Source organism: Kribbella sp. NPDC031520 (assembly GCF_055580825.1).
On record NZ_JBVIKS010000001.1, the window covers coordinates 1,491,336 to 1,506,891 of the forward strand.

The window sequence follows — 15,556 nt, forward strand, 5'->3', positions numbered from 1 at the left end:
CGGGCTGTGGCGGGGCGTCGGATCCTGCGCCGAGTCCGGTGGCGTCGGTGGCGAGTAGTGCTGTGCCGGAACCGGAACCGGCACCGGCGGCGACGGTGACGCCGGCCGGGCCGTTGGGTACGGCGGCGTACCAGGCCGAGCTGACCCGGATCGACCAGGTGCTCGCGATCACGTCGCAGCGGCTGACCCGCGTCCGGACCGCCGAGGGACTGAGCGCGGCGATGGTCGCGCTCGCGCAGTCGCTGAACACGATCGGCATCCGGCTGGCCGCGATCACCGTGACGTCCCGGTTGAACCCCGTACACCAACTGCTGCAGGAACGGATCGGCGTCGCCGCGAGCCGGCTGACGAGCTCGGCCGATCAAACCGAGGACGACGCACGCTGCGGCGGAGCCCCGTACACCTCACAGAAGGTGCAACGACAGGTGCGCACCGACCTGGGTACCGCGCTCGACCAGCTGGAGCGGTTGAAGCTGACGTTCGGCAAGACGCTGCCCGATCCGGGGCCGGCGCCGAAGGACGCACGGCCCGCGAGCGGCACGGTCCTGGTCCGGCGGGGCGCCGACGGGCTCGGGCGGTTGAAGATCACCAACGGTACGGCGAAGGACGTCGCGATCTCGGTCGTCGCGGACGGCCAGCCGCCGAGCAGCCCGCAGATCATGGTCTACCTCCAGGCGACCAAGAGCGCGACCCTCGACCAGATCGGTGGCGCCTACCGGCTGTACTTCAAGTCCGGCTCCGACTGGGACGCCGCACACCGCAAGTTCCGCGCGGGCTGCTCGTTCAAGAAGTTCGACCAGACCTTCGCGAGGAACCAGGGCTGGCAGGTAAACCTCCAACCCCGCCCCGGCGGCAACGCCGACACCACCGAGGTCGAGGCATATTAAAGATCGTCCGGATACAACCGGAATGCTTTATGCGGCGTCAGCGGACGCAGCGCCCGGAAATCGCGCCGATCAAGTGTCAGAACGGCGTCGGTGCGGTAATCGGCGGCCAGCGCGACGGAGATCGCATCGGCGAGATCGAGGTCGAGGTCGGCATAGCGGTTGATCACCGTGAGCGCGGTCGCCAAGGTCTCGGCGCCGATGTCCGGAACCTGAAACCGCATCCGTTGCACCTGTGTGGTCAGCAGCTCGAGAATCGTCGAGCGTGCTGTCGCACCGAGACGGGCACGGGCCAGGTGGTCCACCTCGGCAAGGACGAGTGGCGACAGGATGACCGTTCCAGCCTCCTGCAGAAGCTTTCGGCAGGAGGGGCCTTCCGGTGCGTTGCGATCGAAGGCAGCGATGATGCCCGAGGTATCGGCGACGAGGATCACCGGGCACGCCGGGCGACCTCGTCGCGAATCTCGTCCTTCGTCACCGGCTCACCGCTCCCGTCGAACGTCGGCCAGTCGAGCGGCTCGTCCCACACCCGGTTCGCCATCGCGGCGAGGTGGATGCCTTCGCGGATGATCTCGGCTTCCGGAATCCCACGCCGACGAGAGGCGTCCTTGATCAGCGCCAGATCCTCGGGATCGGCGTAGACGTTCGTGCGCTTCATCGACATGTACCAACCCTAACACACGTACACGCGCGTCAGAGGCCTAGTTTGTGGAGGAGGCGGCCGAGGGCGCTGCCGAGGCCGCCGCTGTTGCCTGGGTCGTTCGGGGTTGTCGGTGGAGCTGTTGGGCTTGGTGACGCTGTGGTCGGGGTGGCGGTCGGTGGGGCCGGTGTGTTGCGGTCGGTTGTCGGCGGGGTTGCGGTCGGGGGGCGGCGGGTGGCCGGTGGGATGGTCGGGACGATGGTCTCGACGATCTGCGGGGTCGGCGTGCCGTCCGTGGGAGACGGGTACGGCGTCGTGGTGATGCCGGCCGGGAGGTCGACCTCGCCGGGTTTGGTTGCTGTCGGCAACGGAGTGGTTGCGGCGAAGGAGGGCGGGCCGCCCGGCGTCGAAGTGGTGGTGTGCGGGATCGCGATGTTCTCGCTCGGTCGACCGGGTTGGGATGCGGCGGTCGGGCTGGCCGGTTCGGGGCCGGCGCCGGGCAGCGGCAGGAACGGCGCCCCGATCCGCGGACCGCCGAGCAGGGCGATCAGGACCAGTACGAGGTATCCGCCGACCACGACGCTCACGCCGGCGGCGACCTGACGGCGGCGCCGGGAAACCCTGGCGGACATCGGATTCACAAGTCCCGCAGAGTATCGGGTCGCCAGGCGTTTCAAACAGCCCTTGGAAGAAATTCCACACCAGGACTTGAAAGTCTAGTAATGAACAACCGAATACGCAGTCGTAGCAATGCGGTGGGTCACCTGATTGCTCAGGTCAACGTCTGCAACCCGACCACCGACAGCAACCGGAGCTTCTCAGCGGCCTCGGTGTTCGGGGCGGCGGTGTAGACGACCATCCGCAGATCGCTCCCCGGTACGGCGAGGATGTCGCAGTCGATGTCGAAGGTACCGACCACCGGGTGCCGGATCAGCTTGCGCTCCGACTGGTGGAACCCGATCACCGGCTGGTCCCACAGCTGGGCGAACTCCTCGTACCCGGTCCGCAGGTCGTCGATCATCGCGCGCAGGTCCGGGTCGTGCGGGTACCGGGCGAGGGACGCGCGCAGGTCGGTGACCATCGCGATCCGGAAGTTCCGCGCCTGCTCCGGCGTCTGCAGGAGGCGGTCGCTGGGCGCGACGAAGTGCCGGTAGATGATGTTCCGCTGCCGCCCGTGCCACGCTGACGGGTCGCCGGCCATCGCGGCGAACAACGGGTTCCAGGTGATGATCGTCCAGGCCGCGTCGCAGACGCACAGCGGTGCGCCGTCCAACTGGTCCACGATCCGTTGCACCCCGGGTGGGATGTACGCCGAGATCCGCCCGGACGACGGTTCCACCTCGCCGGCCAGCACGAACAGATGGTTGCGCTCGGCATCGGACAGCCGGAGCGCCCGGGCCAGCGCGGTCAGTACCTGTGCCGACGGCGAGTCCGACCGCCCCTGCTCCAGCCGCACGATGTAGTCGACCGACAACCCGGCGAGCAACGCCAGTTCCTCACGCCGCAACCCGGGCGCGCGCCGGTTCCCGCCGGCCGGCAGCCCGACCTCCGAAGGAGCCACCCGATCCCGCCAGGCGTGCAGCGTCCTCCCGAGCTCGCTCATGCTCCCAGTATTACCCGCGCGCCCGGTGACAGCCTGGTACTGCTGTTACCTGGTCAGCACTCGATGACGTTGACGGCGAGGCCGCCGCGGGACGTCTCCTTGTACTTGACCTTCATGTCGGCGCCGGTCTCGCGCATCGTCTTGATCACCTTGTCGAGGGTGACCACGTGCACGCCGTCGCCGTGCATCGCCATCCGGGCCGCGTTGATCGCCTTCACCGACGCCATCGCGTTCCGCTCGATGCACGGGATCTGCACCAGGCCCCCGACCGGGTCGCAGGTCAGCCCGAGGTTATGCTCCATCGCGATCTCGGCAGCGTTCTCGACCTGCTGTGGCGTACCACCGAGCACCTCGCACAGACCGGCCGCGGCCATCGAGCAGGCGGAGCCGACCTCACCCTGGCAGCCGACCTCGGCACCGGAGATCGACGCGTTCTCCTTGTACAGCACGCCGATCGCGCCGGCGGTCAGCAGGAACCGTACGGCCCCGTCCTCGGTCGCCCCGGGTACGAAGCGCCGGTAGTAGTGCAGTACGGCGGGAATGATGCCTGCGGCACCGTTCGTCGGCGCGGTGACGATCCGGCCGCCGGACGCGTTCTGCTCGTTGACCGCGAGCGCGAACAGGTTCACCCAGTCCATCACCTTGAGCGGGTCCACCGACCACGGGTCCTGGCTGAGCTTCTTGTGCAGGGCGTGCGCGCGCCGCGGCACCTTCAGGCCGCCGGGCAGGATGCCTTCGGTCTCGCAGCCCTCGCGGACGCAGTCCTGCATCACCTGCCAGATGTGCAGCAGCCCGGCGCGGATCTCGGCCTCGGTCCGCCAGGCGAGCTCGTTCGCCAGCATCACCTCGCTGATCGACAGCTGCGACTCGCGGCACCGGTCGAGCAGCTCGGCGCCGGTGGTGAACGGGTACTTCAGCGGGGTGGTGTCCAGTACGATCCGGTCCCCCGCGGCGGCGTTCTCGTCGACGACGAAGCCGCCGCCGACCGAGTAGTACGTACGTTCCCGCAGTACGGCGCCGTCGGCGCCGCGGGCGACGAAGATCATCCCGTTCGGGTGGTACGGCAGCGCCTTGCGCCGGTGCATCACCAGGTCGGTGTTCTCGTCGAACGTGATCTCGTGGCTGCCGGCCAGCAGGATCCGGCCGCGCTCGCGGATCGTCTCGACGCGGGCGTCGACCGAGTGTGTGGCCACGGTCTCCGGGTCGGCGCCCTCGAGACCGAGGAGCACCGCCTTGTTGCTGCCGTGCCCGTGGCCGGTCGCCCCGAGCGATCCGAACAGCTGCGCCTCGACGGTCGCCGTCGCGCCCAGCAGGCCGTCGGCGGCGAGGCCGAGTGCGAAGGTCCGGGCGGCGCGCATCGGACCCACGGTGTGGGAGCTCGACGGGCCGATCCCGATACTGAACAGGTCGAAGACACTGATCGCCATCGTGTGGAGGTTCCTTCCGGTCGCCGTTGACCGTTTGGTGTCCTCCCCACTCTGTTGGGCGGATGCCCTCCAGAGGTGCCTCGCCCGCGCGGTGAAGGTGCCTGAGAGATTCTTGGGGAGAGTTGCTCCTACGGCGCCCGGGTTCCGAAAGCTGGCCGGCCCGGGTCTCTCCCGCACGGGTTCATGCGGCTGTTGTACTGACTGACGTTGTGGACGGTACGGCGGTCTGCCGGGCGCCGTCAATCCGGCCGGGTTCGGGTCCGCGGGGCGTGCCGAAGCGCGGCGGCACCTGCGCCGCCGTACCCGGGCCTGATCGGTCAGACCGGGACGCCGGTGATTTCCAGCACCCGGTCCAGCTGATCACCGCGGACCAGCCGACCGGACATCAGCTGGAGCTCGGTGCAGGCGGTCTTCAAGGCCTGTGCTTGGCTCCGGCAGTTGTCGACGAACCAGAACGGATCGTCCGGTTGCGGATCGTCAGCGTCGTCGATGTCGGCGTACCAGTGCCGGTCGCCGCAGTTCATTACGCGCACCCGTAGATTCATGATGACTACTCCCCGTACCCAGGGATCTGGGTCCCCCTTGGCCCCAGTTGAGGCTGCCTCGGCTTGGCGCGTGGTACGCGGCCCCCCACAGCCACGCGCCGAGCCGAGATCAGCCCTCCCCCGTCTACTACATCGTGCGCTTGCGGCGAATGTTACTGTTCGTGACCGGTAATTTTGATTACTTTCCGAGGTGGGAGCGGGTCCACTGCTCGAGGCCGTCGGTGGTGATCGGCAGCGCCTCGGTGAGGATCTCCAGCCGGTCCTCGTGCACCACCACGTTGTCCTCGATCCGGATGCCGATCCCGCGCAGCTCCGGCGGCACGGTCTCGTCGTTGGGGTGGAAGTACAGGCCCGGCTCGACCGCGAGCGCCATGCCGGCCTCGATGGTGCCGGCGAAGTACGCCTCCGGCCGGGACGCGTCGCAGTCGTGGACGTCGAGGCCGATGTAGTGGCCGGTGCCGCAGACGATGTACCGGCGGTGGTGCTGACCGTCCGGGCCGAGCAGCTCGTCGATGGACGCGTCCAGCAGACCCCAGTCCCGCAGGCCCTCGGCCAGGACGCGGAGCGCCTCGTGCTGGAAGGCGCGGTACGGCGCCCCGACCTTGACGGCGTCGAGCGACGCGAGCTGGGCCTTGTGCACCAGGTCGTGCACCTGCCGCTGCGCCGCGGTGTACTCACCGGTGGCCGGGAAGGTCCGGGTCACGTCGGCGGTGTAGAGCGTACGGGTCTCGACGCCGGCGTCCAGCAGGATCACGTCACCCTCGTTCACCGGGCCGTCGTTGCGGACCCAGTGCAGCACCGGCGCGTGGTTGCCAGCAGCAACGATCGACGCGTAGCCGACGCCGTTGCCGGCGGTCCGCGCGCGCCGGTCGAAGGTGCCCTGCAGCCAGCGCTCGCCGCCGCCACGGATCGCCTCGGGCAGCTCGCTCGCGACGTCGCCGAACGCCTGCACGCTGACCGCGACGGCCTCGCGCAGTTGGTCGAGCTCCCAGTCGTCCTTGATCCGACGCAGCTCGGCGAGGGTCTGGCGGAGCGCGTTGCCGTCGGTGGGCGACGTACGGACGAGCGCGTCGAGCATCGGCTCGACCCCCGGGACCGACAACATGAACGGAACAGCGCCGCGCACCGCCGCGGGCAGCTCCTCGATCGGGCGGCAGGCGATCTGCAGCGCGTCCGACCAGTCCTTAAGGCCGGGCACCGGGCCGATCCACAGCTCACCGTCGCGCGCGTTCGCGAAGAAGTCCGCCTCGTCCGGGCCGGCCGTCTCGCGCAGGTACAACGTCGCGTCGCCGTCCCCGGAGATCACGAGTACGGCGCCCTCCGCCTGGCAACCGGTCAGCCAGACGAAGTCGCTGTCGGCGCGGAACTGGTAGTCGGTGTCGTTCGACCGGACCGGCGCCCGGCCGGCCGCGAGCGCGATCCGCCGGCCCGGCAGCGCGGCGGCGAGCTTGCGCCGATGCTCGGCGGCCGCCTTGGCGAGCCCCTCCGGCACCGTCACCGACCGGTCGACCGGCCCCCAGCCACGGGAGACGAAGTCCCGGAAACCCTTGGCGTCGATCGGGCGGTAGGACTTCGGCGTCTGGTCGGTTTCGGTCATGACCTGTGCTCCCCTTTGCTGCTGACGGTTTGACTCATCAACTCAGGTTGGCGGTTGGCTTTGCAAGCCCTTATCCCGGAAGGCGGCCAGGATGCCCTGCTCGGAGTCGAGCAGGTACTCGTGCAGGTCCGCCGCGGCCTGCTCGTACTTGCGCGCCTCGAGCAGCTCGAACAGCCCGCGGTTGCGCTCGATGTACGGCTCGTGCAGCTCGCGCGGCGCCGCGATCACGTGGAACAACAGCCGCAGCTCGGCCAGCAGCCGGCCGGTCATCGCGTCCATCCGTGAGCTGTCGGCGAGCCCGATCAGGTGCTCGTGGAAGCGCATGTTCGCCGTACCGACAGCAGGCCAGCGATCCGCCTGCGCCGCCGCCTCGGCCGCTTCGACGTCGTCGTGCAGCGGTTCGAGCCGGCTCGCCGGGAGCTCCGGATCGCGGTCGGCCAGGCCGCGTACGACGTCGACCTCGAGGACGCGGCGCAGCCGGTACAGGTCGATCACGTCCTGCTCGCCGAGCTCCGGGACGAACACGCCGCGATGCAGCTTGTAGACGAGCAGGCCCTCGTGGGTGAGCAGCCGGAACGCCTCGCGAAGCGTGTTCCGGCTGACCTCCAGTACTTCGGTCAGCTCGACCTCGGACAGCTGGGCGCCGGGCGGCAGCGCACCCTCGGTGATACTGCGGCGGAGGATGTCCGCGGCCCGCTCCGCCGAGCTGCTCCGGTCCAGCCGCGCGACGTCGGCCGCGACGGTCCGCAGCCAGGCCTGGCGGCCGGTCTCAGTCATCTCTGCATCATCCCAGCTGGGCGGGAAAAGTGGAACAAGCCTCTTGCAGGATTGTTCAACAATCCTTACGCTCAAACGCATGGACCTCAACGCGGACCTGGGCGAGGGCTTCGGTTCCTGGTCGATGGGTGACGACTCGGCGCTGCTCGAGGTGGTGACGAGCGCGAACGTCGCCTGCGGCTTCCACGCGGGCGACCCGTCGATCATGCGCCGGGTGACGGCCGAGGCGGTCGAGCGCGGCGTCGCGATCGGCGCCCACGTCGGGTACGCCGACAAGGCCGGGTTCGGCCGGCGTTTCCTGGATGTGGAGCCGGCGGTCCTGCGCGATGAGGTCGTGTACCAGCTCGGCGCGCTGGACGCGTTCGCGCGGATCGCGGGCGACCGGGTCCGGTACGTGAAGCCGCACGGGGCGCTGTACAACACCATCGGCCACCACCTCGAGCAGGCGACCGCGGTGGTGACCGCCGTCGCGGAGTACGACAAGACCCTTCCGGTGCTGGGACTGCCCGGTTCGGCATGGCTGCGGCTCGCCGGCGAGGCCGGGCTCAAGGTCGTCCACGAGGCCTTCGCGGACCGTGCGTACACGCCGTCCGGCACGCTGGTGCCGCGAAGCGAGGCCGGTTCCGTCCTGCACGACGCGGACGAGATCGCCGCCCGTTGTACGGCGATGGCGACCGGCCAGGCGATCCGCGACCACGCCGGCGGCTCGTTCGTCGTCGAAGCAGCGTCGATCTGCGTCCACGGGGATACCCCGGGCGCCGTCGAGATCGCCCGGCGGGTGCGTGGCGCGCTGGAGGGAGCGGGCGTCCCGTTGCGCCCGTTCGCAGGCTGATGCGGATCCTGCCTTCCGGGGACCGGGCCTTGCTGGTGGAGCTGGACGACCTCGACGAGGTACTCGGGTACTACGCCGCCCTGAGCGCCGATCCGCCGGACGACCTGGTCGACATCGTTCCGGCCGCTCGTACGATCCTCGTCACCACGACCGGCGACCTCGCCACCTTGTCCCGTACGCTGCACGACCTGACGCCGGCCCGCGATCGCCGGGCGACGGGTGACCTGATCGAGGTCCCGGTCGTCTACGACGGCGAGGACCTCGGTGACGTCGCCGGCCTGCTCGGGTGCACCCCTTCCGACGTGATCGCCCGGCACACCGCCGATGAGTGGACCGTCGCCTTCTCCGGGTTCGCCCCGGGGTTCGGGTATCTGACCTCGGTCGGCGACTGGGACGTCCCGCGCAGGACGTCGCCGCGGACGAAGGTTCCGGCCGGTGCGGTCGCGCTGGGCGGCGAGTTCAGCGGGGTCTACCCGCGCGAGTCCCCGGGTGGGTGGCAGCTGATCGGCCGTACGTCGGTACGGATCTTCGACGCCGACCGCGAACCTGCCGCACTGTTCTACCCCGGGCGCCGGGTCCGGTTCGTCGACGCGGGTCGTGGATGAGCAGCCTGACCGTTCTCGAAACGGGGCCGTTGGCAACAATCCAGGACCGCGGACGGGCCGGCCAAGCGGCCCTCGGCGTTCCCGCGTCCGGCGCCTGCGACCGGTCGTCCTACGCGCTGGCGAACCGGCTGGTCGGCAACGAGGTCGGCGCAGCCGCACTGGAGGTCACCTACGGCGGCCTCGTCGTCCACGCCGACAACGACCTCCTCGTCGCCATCACCGGCGCACCCTGCACCGGCGTACCCCTGAACGCCCCGACCCTCCTTCGGTCCGGCGAGGTCCTGCGGTTCGGCGCACCGGTCAGCGGCCTGCGCACCTACGTGGCCGTCCGCGGCGGCATCGACGTACCGCCCGTCCTGGGCTCCCGCTCCACCGACCTGCTGTCCGGCCTCGGCCCGTCACCACTCGTTGCCGGGCAAACGCTGCGGGTCGGTTCGCCAGTGCATCCGATGCCTGGCGTAGATCAGGCCCCCGTACGCCATCCCGCCGCCGGCCAGGTGGAACTGCGAGTAACCCCGGGCCCAAGACGGGACTGGTTCACCGACGCCGGCTGGGCATCCCTCACCTCACAGGTCTATGAGGTGAGCACCAACAGCAACCGCGTCGGCGTCCGCCTCGACGGTGAGCCGCTGGAACGCGCCCGTACCGGCGAACTCGCCAGCGAAGGTATGACCCGCGGAGCGATCCAGATCCCGCCGTCCGGCACGCCGGTCATCTTCCTCGCCGACCACCCCGTGACCGGCGGCTACCCGGTCATCGCGTACGTCGCCTCGGCGGACCTCGACGCCTGCGCCCAGGTCCGCCCGGGCCAGCCGGTGCGGCTGATCAGCTCTTAGTACGGCTGCGCATCTCGTCCCGGAACGACTCCTGCGCACGACGCATGACCGCGAGCTCCGCCGGGTCCGCGAACCGCTCGTGGACCGTGCTCAGGTCGACATCCTCGACATGGGTCTGCAGCCACCAGATGTTGCCCAGCGGATCCTTGACCCGGCCGCCGCGGTCGCCGGTGATGCCGGAGTACAGCAGCTCGGTCACGACGGTCGCGCCCGCGTCCAGCGCTCGCTGGTACGTCCGCTCGACGTCGTCGACGTACACGCTCAGGAACGCGGGCGTGTCCGGCCACTCGGGCGCCGCGTCGAACGTCATCAGCACCGACTCGCCGACGGTGATCTCCGCATGGCCGACGGTGCCGTCCTCGTTCGCGAACCGGCCGGACGTGCGCACCTCGAACGTGCGCTCCACGAACTCGAGGAACTTGTCGGCGCCCTTGGCCGCGACGTACGGGGTGATGGTCGACTTCCCTTGAATCGTCATGCCTTCAGCCTGTCGGAGGTAGCGGACAGGAGGTGTCCTACAAACGTCGCTTGTCCGGGGCGGGTGGACCGGTCAGGATGTGCCGTATGACTTCTGGAACGCCTGGTATCGACAGCACAGTCCCCCCGAGCAGTACCGGATGCGTGGAGTGTTTGGCCGTCGACGGTTGGTGGTTCCATCTGCGGCGCTGCGCGCAGTGCGGTCACATCGGCTGCTGCGACTCGTCGCCGGCTCAGCACGCGTCGGCGCACGCCGCCGAAACCGGCCACCAGATCGTCCGCAGCTTCGAGCCCGGCGAGGACTGGTTCTGGCACTACGGCGAGTCGCAGTACTACGACGGCCCGGAGCTGGCCCCGCCTGTCTCCCGCCCCGAGACGCAGTCCGTCCCCGGCGGCAACGTCCCCGACGACTGGCAGAGCAAGCTGCACCGCTGACCTGGGGCGGGCGTGGCAATCCGTGCGCCGGACCGTACGATCCGGCGCGGCTCTCAGAGGACGAAGCCGGTGGGGAACGGGTCGTCGGGATCTAGGAGGTAGTTGGCGGTGCCGGTGATCCAGGCTCGGCCGGTGACTGTTGGTACGACGCCGACGTGTGGACCGACCGTGGTTTCCTCGACGAGGCGGCCGGTGAAGCGGGTGCCGATGAACGACTCGTTGACGAAGTCCGTGTCCAGGGCGAGCTCGCCCCGCGCGTGCAGTTGCGCCATCCGGGCCGACGTACCCGTGCCGCACGGGGAACGGTCGAACCAGCCGGGGTGGATCGTCATCGCGTTGCGGGAGTCGGCGCCGTTCTCGCCCGGAGCGGTGAACTGCACGTGCTTGCAGCCGTTGATCCCCGGATCGAGCGGATGCACCGGACGATCGGTGGCGTTGATCGCGTCCATGATGTCCAGGCCGGCCTTCAGGATGCGGTCCTTCTCCGCCCGGTCGAACGGGATGCCGAGCTGTTCCAGCGGCAGGATCGCGTAGAAGTTCCCGCCGTACGCCAGGTCGTACGTGACCTTGCCCAGCCCCGGCACGTCGACCGAGGCATCCAGCGCATGCGAGTACGACGGGACGTTCCGCAGCGTCACGCGCTCCGCCCGTCCGTTGCTCACAGCAACATCCACGACGACGAGCCCGGCCGGCGTGTCCAACCGAACCTTTGTCACCGGCTCGGTCACCTCGACCATGCCGGACTCGACCAGCACGGTGGCCACTCCGATCGTGCCGTGACCGCACATCGGCAGGCAGCCGGAGACCTCGATGTACAGCACGCCCCAGTCCGCGTCGGACCGGGTCGGCGGCTGCAGGATCGCGCCGCTCATCGCGGCGTGACCACGTGGCTCGTTCACCAGGAACAACCGCAGGTCGTCGAGGTGCTTCACGAAGTACTCGCGGCGCTCGGCCATCGTCGCGCCCGGGATGACGCCGACGCCGCCGGTGACGACGCGGGTCGGCATGCCCTCGGTGTGCGAGTCGATCGCAGTGATCGTCCGGACGGACCTCATGCCAGTGACTCCACTGCCTTCTTCATGTCCAGCTCCAGCTGCGCGACGTGCTCGGGCACCAACGGCCCGCGTGGTGGGCGGCACGGTCCGCCGAACCGGCCGACGTAGTCCATGCCGTACTTGATCGCCTGCACGAACTCGGTCCGCGAGTCCCATCGAAACGCGGCGACCAGCGGCTCGTACAGCGCCCGGGCCTCTTCCAGCTTGCCTTCGAGGGCGAGGTTGTACAACCGGACCGATTCCTTCGGGAACACGTTCGGGAACCCGGCGAACCAACCGGTCGCGCCCATCAGCAGCGCCTCGAGCGTCAGGTCGTCGGCACCCGCGATGACGGCCAGGTCCGGCGCCAGCTCCCGGATCTCCAGGATCCGGCGGACGTCGCCGGAGAACTCCTTCACCGCGACGACGTTCTCGATCTGGGCGATCTCGGCCAGCAGGTCCGGCGTCAGATCGACCTTGGTGTCGAGCGGGTTGTTGTAGACCATCACCGGCAGACCGGCCTTCGCGACCTCGGTGAAGTGCGCGATCACCTCACCACGGTTCGCCCGGTACATCGTCGGCGGCAGGCAGAGCACACCGTCCGCGCCGTCCTCGGCCGCCTTCTCCGCCCAGGCACGTGCCTGGTGCGAGCCGGCACCGTGGACGCCGACGACCACCACGCCTTCGTCGCCGACCGCCTCGATCGCGGTCCTCGCCACGGCCCGGCGCTCGTCGTCGGTGAGCGACGAGTACTCCCCCAGGGACCCGTTCGGCCCGACACCGCGGCAGCCGTTCTGCACCAGCCACCGGCAGTGCTCGGCGTACTTGTCCAGGTCCGGCCGTAGCCCGGCCGGCGCCGACGCGTCCTCGGCGTACGGCAGCGCGGTCGCGACGATCACGCCTTCCAGCTTTTCGCTCATGGTTGTTCCTCCTGCGCTCTGGCCAGATCCCGCAGCCTCACGGGTACGGCGATCGGTCGTTTCATGCTCGGCTTCGGTACGGCACCTGGCTCGGCCAGCAGGGCGGCGACGTTCCGCGAACACACCCGCCCCTGACACATCCCGAGGCCCGCGCGACTGCTGAGCTTCATTGCCCTGCCGTCGCCCAGACCTCGATCCGCGGCGGCGTCCTCGAGGTCGCCACGGGTCACTTCTTCGCAGCGGCAGACCAGCGTCTCCGCCGTACCCCAGGTCTTCCACCCGTCCCGCACCGGATACGCCCGGGCGAGGGCCGAGGCGAGCCGTTGCCCTTTGAGTACGGCGCTCCGCGCCCGTGGGTCGGCGTTCGGTGTTACACCCGAGGCGAATTGCGCGGCAGCTGCACCAGCCACTTCGCCTTCTGCCGTTGACGGAACGGCTCCCGCAACACCGGTCAGCTCACCGGCCGCGAACACTCCCGAGGCGCTGGTCTGCTGGTTGGCGTCGACCGTCACCGCGGGTCCGCCGTCCGGAGCGGTGGCGAGTTCACAACCAACAGCGACGGCCAGCTCCAGGTTGGCCGTGAAGCCGAACCCGAGACAGACGGCGTCGGCCTCGATCCGCCGCTCGGTGCCAGGGATCACCCGCCAGGTCGCGTCCAAGCGCGCGACGGTGACGGCCTCGACGTGGTCGGCGCCATGCGCAGCGACAACCGTCCAGCCGTGCCGGAGCGGGATCCGGTGCCGGGCCAGCACCGCGGCGTACCCGGCCGCCTCCCGAAGCTTGCCGGCGGCAACCGTCGGGTCGGCCGACCAGCCCTTGCGGACGGTCGCGAGCGAGTTGGCCTCCAGCAGCGCGACAACCTCTGCGCCAACACCGACGAGGGACTCGGCGACGGGCAGCAGGAACGGTCCGGTGCCGGCGACCAGAACGCGACGACCGACCGAGATCCGCTGCCCTTTCGCCAGCGCCTGCGCGGCTCCCGCGGTGTAGACGCCAGGCAGATCCCATCCAGGGAACGGCAGCACGCGGTCGTACGCACCGGTCGCCAGCACCATAGCCTTGGCATCGATCGGAAACGGCGTACGCCCTGCCGCATCGGCGGGACCTTGCTGCGCCCACAGCCGATGCCCCTCGATGGCCCACACAGACGTCTCGGTCAGGTGGGTGATCCGCGGCGACGCCACGATCTGGTCCCGCTGCGCCGCGAAGCTCTTCCACCCGTGCTGCAACCGATCAGGCCGCCGCGCCGCGAGTTCAACCGGCAGCTGCCGGTTGAACTGCCCGCCTACCGCCTGCCCGTTGTCCACCAACAGCACGTCGGCTCCAGCCTCCGCAGCCGCAAGCGCCGCAGCGATCCCAGCTGGTCCAGCGCCTACCACAACGACATCCGCACTCCTGGCCGCAACTGCGTCCTCAGGCGGGCTGTCAGCCGTTGTAGGCAGGACAGCGCCCTGCTGTGTAGTGATCGCGTCGTTCGCTTGCACCGTGCGCTGGCAGGCCCGCGTGTCAGGCAGACCGTTCACCGTGACGAGGCAGTCGTAGCAGGCCCCGATACCGCAGAACGTGCCGCGCGGACGGTCGTTGAGGCGCGTCGTACGCCAGGTGTCACGACCATTCGCCAGCAGTACGGCGGCCACGGTCTGACCGGCAGCTGCCGTGACCGGCTGGCCGTCGACGGTCACCAACACGCTCGGCGGCCGCTCGACGCCGGCCGGGTCGCCCGGACGAGGCCGCTGGTACGCGGTCATGCGGCGATCACCGCCGGACGGTCGACCCGGAACGGGGACGGATCGAGATGCGGCGCCAGGCCGAGGAACTGCTCCGTGATCAGCCGCCCGGTCGCCGGCGCCAACCCGATGCCCGCGCCTTCGTGACCGGTCGCGTGCCACAGCCCCAGCACGCGCGGATCGGGACCGATCACCGGCAGATGATCCGGCGCATACGGACGGAAGCCACCGTACGTACGCATCACCGGGACGTCACCGAGGAACGGGAACAGCCCGACCGCCTTGCTCGCCAACTCCTGCAGGACCCGCACCTTCACGCTGTCGTCGAACCCGATCCGCTCACGGCTCGACCCGATCAGCACCGTCCCGCCGCGGGTCGACTCGACCACCGTGGACGTCTGCAGCTCGGCGTCCCCGCTGCCGACAGCACCCACGTAGTCGGCGTCGTACACCTTGTGCCGCACGCACTCCGGCAGCGGCGCCGTGACCAGGATCATCCCGCGCCGCGGCAGCACCTCGATCCGTGCGCCGGCCGCCGTACTGAACGCACCCGCCCACGGACCGCACGCGTTCACGACCGCGCCGCACGCGATGTCGCCGTCGCTCGTGTCCACGCCGACGACCCGGCCCCGTGACTGTCTGATCCCGAGCGCGGTGACCCCCGATCGCACGTCACCGCCGCGCTCGCGGACCGCCGCCAGCAACGCGGTCGCGGCCAGCACCGGCTGCACCTGCGCGTCGTCCGGGTAATGCACGCCGATCGTCACCCGTGGCGTGAGCAACGGCTCGAGCTCGAACACCTCAGCGGGCGTGATCACCCGCGCATCGACCCCGGCCTCCCGCTGCTTCGCGGCGAACGCGGTCAACGGCTCCGGGTCGCCGGTCGCCACCACGACGCCGCCCTTCGCCTCCCACTCCACGTCCGCGACCCGCGCGGGCAGCCGCCCGAGCACCACGTCCCACTCCGCGCGCGACGCGACCGCGAGCTCCAGCTCCGGACCGGGCTCCTTGTCCGAGACCAGCACATTGCCCTCGCCGGACGCCGTCGTCCCCGAAGCGGGCCCGTCGCGGTCGATCACCAGCACCCGCACCCCGGCGGCCGACAGCGCTTCCGCGCACGCGGCCCCGACCATGCCCGCGCCGACCACCACCACGTCGGGTGTCGCGGACCGGTGCATGACGGCCTCCTCGGGCAAGACGTTCGCTAAAATGAACGA

General features: G+C 69.9%; 18 protein-coding genes and 1 riboswitch. Of the genes, 5 read left to right on the top strand and 13 right to left on the bottom strand.

What is annotated here, in order from left to right; genetic code table 11:
* Nucleotides 1-47: 47 nt before the first annotated feature.
* Nucleotides 48-887, top strand: a complete 840-nt coding sequence (locus tag ACZ5BU_RS07455; protein WP_465696344.1) for a hypothetical protein — start codon at nt 48-50, stop codon at nt 885-887.
* Here ACZ5BU_RS07455 and ACZ5BU_RS07460 read toward each other — a convergent pair.
* The 8 genes from ACZ5BU_RS07460 to ACZ5BU_RS07495 all read right to left on the bottom strand — a co-directional run bounded on the left by ACZ5BU_RS07460 (nt 884) and on the right by ACZ5BU_RS07495 (nt 7,473).
* Nucleotides 884-1,318, bottom strand: a complete 435-nt coding sequence (locus tag ACZ5BU_RS07460; protein WP_465696346.1) for a PIN domain-containing protein — start codon at nt 1,316-1,318, stop codon at nt 884-886. The genes ACZ5BU_RS07455 and ACZ5BU_RS07460 overlap by 4 nt on opposite strands.
* Complete coding sequence (locus ACZ5BU_RS07465; RefSeq protein WP_465696348.1) at nt 1,315-1,548, bottom strand: ribbon-helix-helix domain-containing protein; 234 nt, start codon at nt 1,546-1,548, stop codon at nt 1,315-1,317. Before ACZ5BU_RS07465 ends, ACZ5BU_RS07460 begins: the two co-directional genes overlap by 4 nt.
* Nucleotides 1,549-1,577: 29 nt before the next feature.
* The gene (locus tag ACZ5BU_RS07470; RefSeq protein WP_465696349.1) at nt 1,578-2,156 is read right to left on the bottom strand and encodes a hypothetical protein; all 579 of its coding nucleotides are present in this window, start codon (nt 2,154-2,156) and stop codon (nt 1,578-1,580) included.
* A gap of 140 nt (nt 2,157-2,296) precedes the next feature.
* On the bottom strand, nt 2,297-3,127 hold the full coding sequence (locus ACZ5BU_RS07475) for a helix-turn-helix transcriptional regulator (RefSeq protein WP_465696351.1): 831 nt from the start codon (nt 3,125-3,127) through the stop codon (nt 2,297-2,299).
* 53 nt (nt 3,128-3,180) lie between these two features.
* Complete coding sequence (locus ACZ5BU_RS07480) at nt 3,181-4,554, bottom strand: L-serine ammonia-lyase (RefSeq protein ID WP_465696353.1); 1,374 nt, start codon at nt 4,552-4,554, stop codon at nt 3,181-3,183.
* 79 nt (nt 4,555-4,633) lie between these two features.
* A riboswitch (glycine riboswitch) is annotated at nt 4,634-4,738 on the bottom strand.
* 133 nt (nt 4,739-4,871) lie between these two features.
* Entirely contained in the window at nt 4,872-5,099 is a 228-nt protein-coding gene (locus tag ACZ5BU_RS07485; RefSeq protein WP_465696355.1) for a hypothetical protein, read from the bottom strand.
* Nucleotides 5,100-5,277: 178 nt separating this feature from the next.
* Nucleotides 5,278-6,696 carry an aminopeptidase P family protein gene (locus ACZ5BU_RS07490; protein ID WP_465696357.1) on the bottom strand — a complete coding sequence of 473 codons (1,419 nt, stop codon included), beginning with the start codon at nt 6,694-6,696 and terminating at the stop codon, nt 5,278-5,280.
* Nucleotides 6,697-6,738: 42 nt separating this feature from the next.
* Nucleotides 6,739-7,473 (bottom strand): GntR family transcriptional regulator, encoded by a 735-nt coding sequence (locus ACZ5BU_RS07495; RefSeq protein WP_465696359.1) that lies wholly within the window; start codon nt 7,471-7,473, stop codon nt 6,739-6,741.
* Nucleotides 7,474-7,552: 79 nt separating this feature from the next.
* Here ACZ5BU_RS07495 and ACZ5BU_RS07500 point away from each other — a divergent pair, with 79 nt between their 5' ends.
* The 3 genes from ACZ5BU_RS07500 to ACZ5BU_RS07510 are packed head-to-tail and all read left to right on the top strand — an operon-like array spanning nt 7,553 to nt 9,746.
* Entirely contained in the window at nt 7,553-8,305 is a 753-nt protein-coding gene (locus ACZ5BU_RS07500) for a LamB/YcsF family protein (RefSeq protein WP_465696361.1), read from the top strand.
* On the top strand, nt 8,305-8,910 hold the full coding sequence (locus ACZ5BU_RS07505) for a 5-oxoprolinase subunit B family protein (protein ID WP_465696362.1): 606 nt from the start codon (nt 8,305-8,307) through the stop codon (nt 8,908-8,910). The genes ACZ5BU_RS07500 and ACZ5BU_RS07505 overlap by 1 nt, the downstream gene beginning before the upstream one ends.
* On the top strand, nt 8,907-9,746 hold the full coding sequence (locus tag ACZ5BU_RS07510; RefSeq protein WP_465696364.1) for a 5-oxoprolinase subunit C family protein: 840 nt from the start codon (nt 8,907-8,909) through the stop codon (nt 9,744-9,746). The genes ACZ5BU_RS07505 and ACZ5BU_RS07510 overlap by 4 nt, the downstream gene beginning before the upstream one ends.
* Here ACZ5BU_RS07510 and ACZ5BU_RS07515 read toward each other — a convergent pair.
* Entirely contained in the window at nt 9,736-10,224 is a 489-nt protein-coding gene (locus ACZ5BU_RS07515; protein ID WP_465696366.1) for a VOC family protein, read from the bottom strand. The two genes, ACZ5BU_RS07510 and ACZ5BU_RS07515, sit on opposite strands and share 11 nt — an antisense overlap.
* Before the next feature lie 86 nt (nt 10,225-10,310).
* Here ACZ5BU_RS07515 and ACZ5BU_RS07520 point away from each other — a divergent pair, with 86 nt between their 5' ends.
* A complete protein-coding gene (locus tag ACZ5BU_RS07520; RefSeq protein ID WP_465696368.1) occupies nt 10,311-10,658 on the top strand; it encodes a UBP-type zinc finger domain-containing protein in 348 nt (115 codons plus the stop codon).
* A gap of 53 nt (nt 10,659-10,711) precedes the next feature.
* On the opposite strand, the gene ACZ5BU_RS07525 is transcribed toward ACZ5BU_RS07520, so the two are convergent.
* The 4 genes from ACZ5BU_RS07525 to ACZ5BU_RS07540 are packed head-to-tail and all read right to left on the bottom strand — an operon-like array spanning nt 10,712 to nt 15,517.
* A complete protein-coding gene (locus tag ACZ5BU_RS07525; RefSeq protein ID WP_465696370.1) occupies nt 10,712-11,713 on the bottom strand; it encodes a proline racemase family protein in 1,002 nt (333 codons plus the stop codon).
* Nucleotides 11,710-12,612, bottom strand: a complete 903-nt coding sequence (locus ACZ5BU_RS07530) for a dihydrodipicolinate synthase family protein (protein ID WP_465696371.1) — start codon at nt 12,610-12,612, stop codon at nt 11,710-11,712. Before ACZ5BU_RS07530 ends, ACZ5BU_RS07525 begins: the two co-directional genes overlap by 4 nt.
* Nucleotides 12,609-14,360, bottom strand: coding sequence for an FAD-dependent oxidoreductase (locus tag ACZ5BU_RS07535; protein ID WP_465696373.1), 1,752 nt, complete (start codon nt 14,358-14,360; stop codon nt 12,609-12,611). Before ACZ5BU_RS07535 ends, ACZ5BU_RS07530 begins: the two co-directional genes overlap by 4 nt.
* The gene (locus ACZ5BU_RS07540) at nt 14,357-15,517 is read right to left on the bottom strand and encodes an NAD(P)/FAD-dependent oxidoreductase (RefSeq protein WP_465696374.1); all 1,161 of its coding nucleotides are present in this window, start codon (nt 15,515-15,517) and stop codon (nt 14,357-14,359) included. Before ACZ5BU_RS07540 ends, ACZ5BU_RS07535 begins: the two co-directional genes overlap by 4 nt.
* Between the last annotated feature and the right edge of the window lie 39 nt (nt 15,518-15,556).

Coding starts and splice junctions, on each gene's coding strand:
- ACZ5BU_RS07480 (WP_465696353.1), bottom strand. CDS start 4,554: ATGGCGATCAGTGTCTTCGACCTGTTCAGTATCGGGATCGGCCCGTCG.
- ACZ5BU_RS07530 (WP_465696371.1), bottom strand. CDS start 12,612: ATGAGCGAAAAGCTGGAAGGCGTGATCGTCGCGACCGCGCTGCCGTAC.
- ACZ5BU_RS07465 (WP_465696348.1), bottom strand. CDS start 1,548: ATGTCGATGAAGCGCACGAACGTCTACGCCGATCCCGAGGATCTGGCG.
- ACZ5BU_RS07525 (WP_465696370.1), bottom strand. CDS start 11,713: ATGAGGTCCGTCCGGACGATCACTGCGATCGACTCGCACACCGAGGGC.
- ACZ5BU_RS07475 (WP_465696351.1), bottom strand. CDS start 3,127: ATGAGCGAGCTCGGGAGGACGCTGCACGCCTGGCGGGATCGGGTGGCT.
- ACZ5BU_RS07520 (WP_465696368.1), top strand. CDS start 10,311: ATGACTTCTGGAACGCCTGGTATCGACAGCACAGTCCCCCCGAGCAGT.
- ACZ5BU_RS07505 (WP_465696362.1), top strand. CDS start 8,305: ATGCGGATCCTGCCTTCCGGGGACCGGGCCTTGCTGGTGGAGCTGGAC.
- ACZ5BU_RS07540 (WP_465696374.1), bottom strand. CDS start 15,517: ATGCACCGGTCCGCGACACCCGACGTGGTGGTGGTCGGCGCGGGCATG.
- ACZ5BU_RS07485 (WP_465696355.1), bottom strand. CDS start 5,099: ATGAATCTACGGGTGCGCGTAATGAACTGCGGCGACCGGCACTGGTAC.
- ACZ5BU_RS07515 (WP_465696366.1), bottom strand. CDS start 10,224: ATGACGATTCAAGGGAAGTCGACCATCACCCCGTACGTCGCGGCCAAG.
- ACZ5BU_RS07490 (WP_465696357.1), bottom strand. CDS start 6,696: ATGACCGAAACCGACCAGACGCCGAAGTCCTACCGCCCGATCGACGCC.
- ACZ5BU_RS07500 (WP_465696361.1), top strand. CDS start 7,553: ATGGACCTCAACGCGGACCTGGGCGAGGGCTTCGGTTCCTGGTCGATG.
- ACZ5BU_RS07495 (WP_465696359.1), bottom strand. CDS start 7,473: ATGACTGAGACCGGCCGCCAGGCCTGGCTGCGGACCGTCGCGGCCGAC.
- ACZ5BU_RS07535 (WP_465696373.1), bottom strand. CDS start 14,360: ATGACCGCGTACCAGCGGCCTCGTCCGGGCGACCCGGCCGGCGTCGAG.
- ACZ5BU_RS07470 (WP_465696349.1), bottom strand. CDS start 2,156: ATGTCCGCCAGGGTTTCCCGGCGCCGCCGTCAGGTCGCCGCCGGCGTG.
- ACZ5BU_RS07510 (WP_465696364.1), top strand. CDS start 8,907: ATGAGCAGCCTGACCGTTCTCGAAACGGGGCCGTTGGCAACAATCCAG.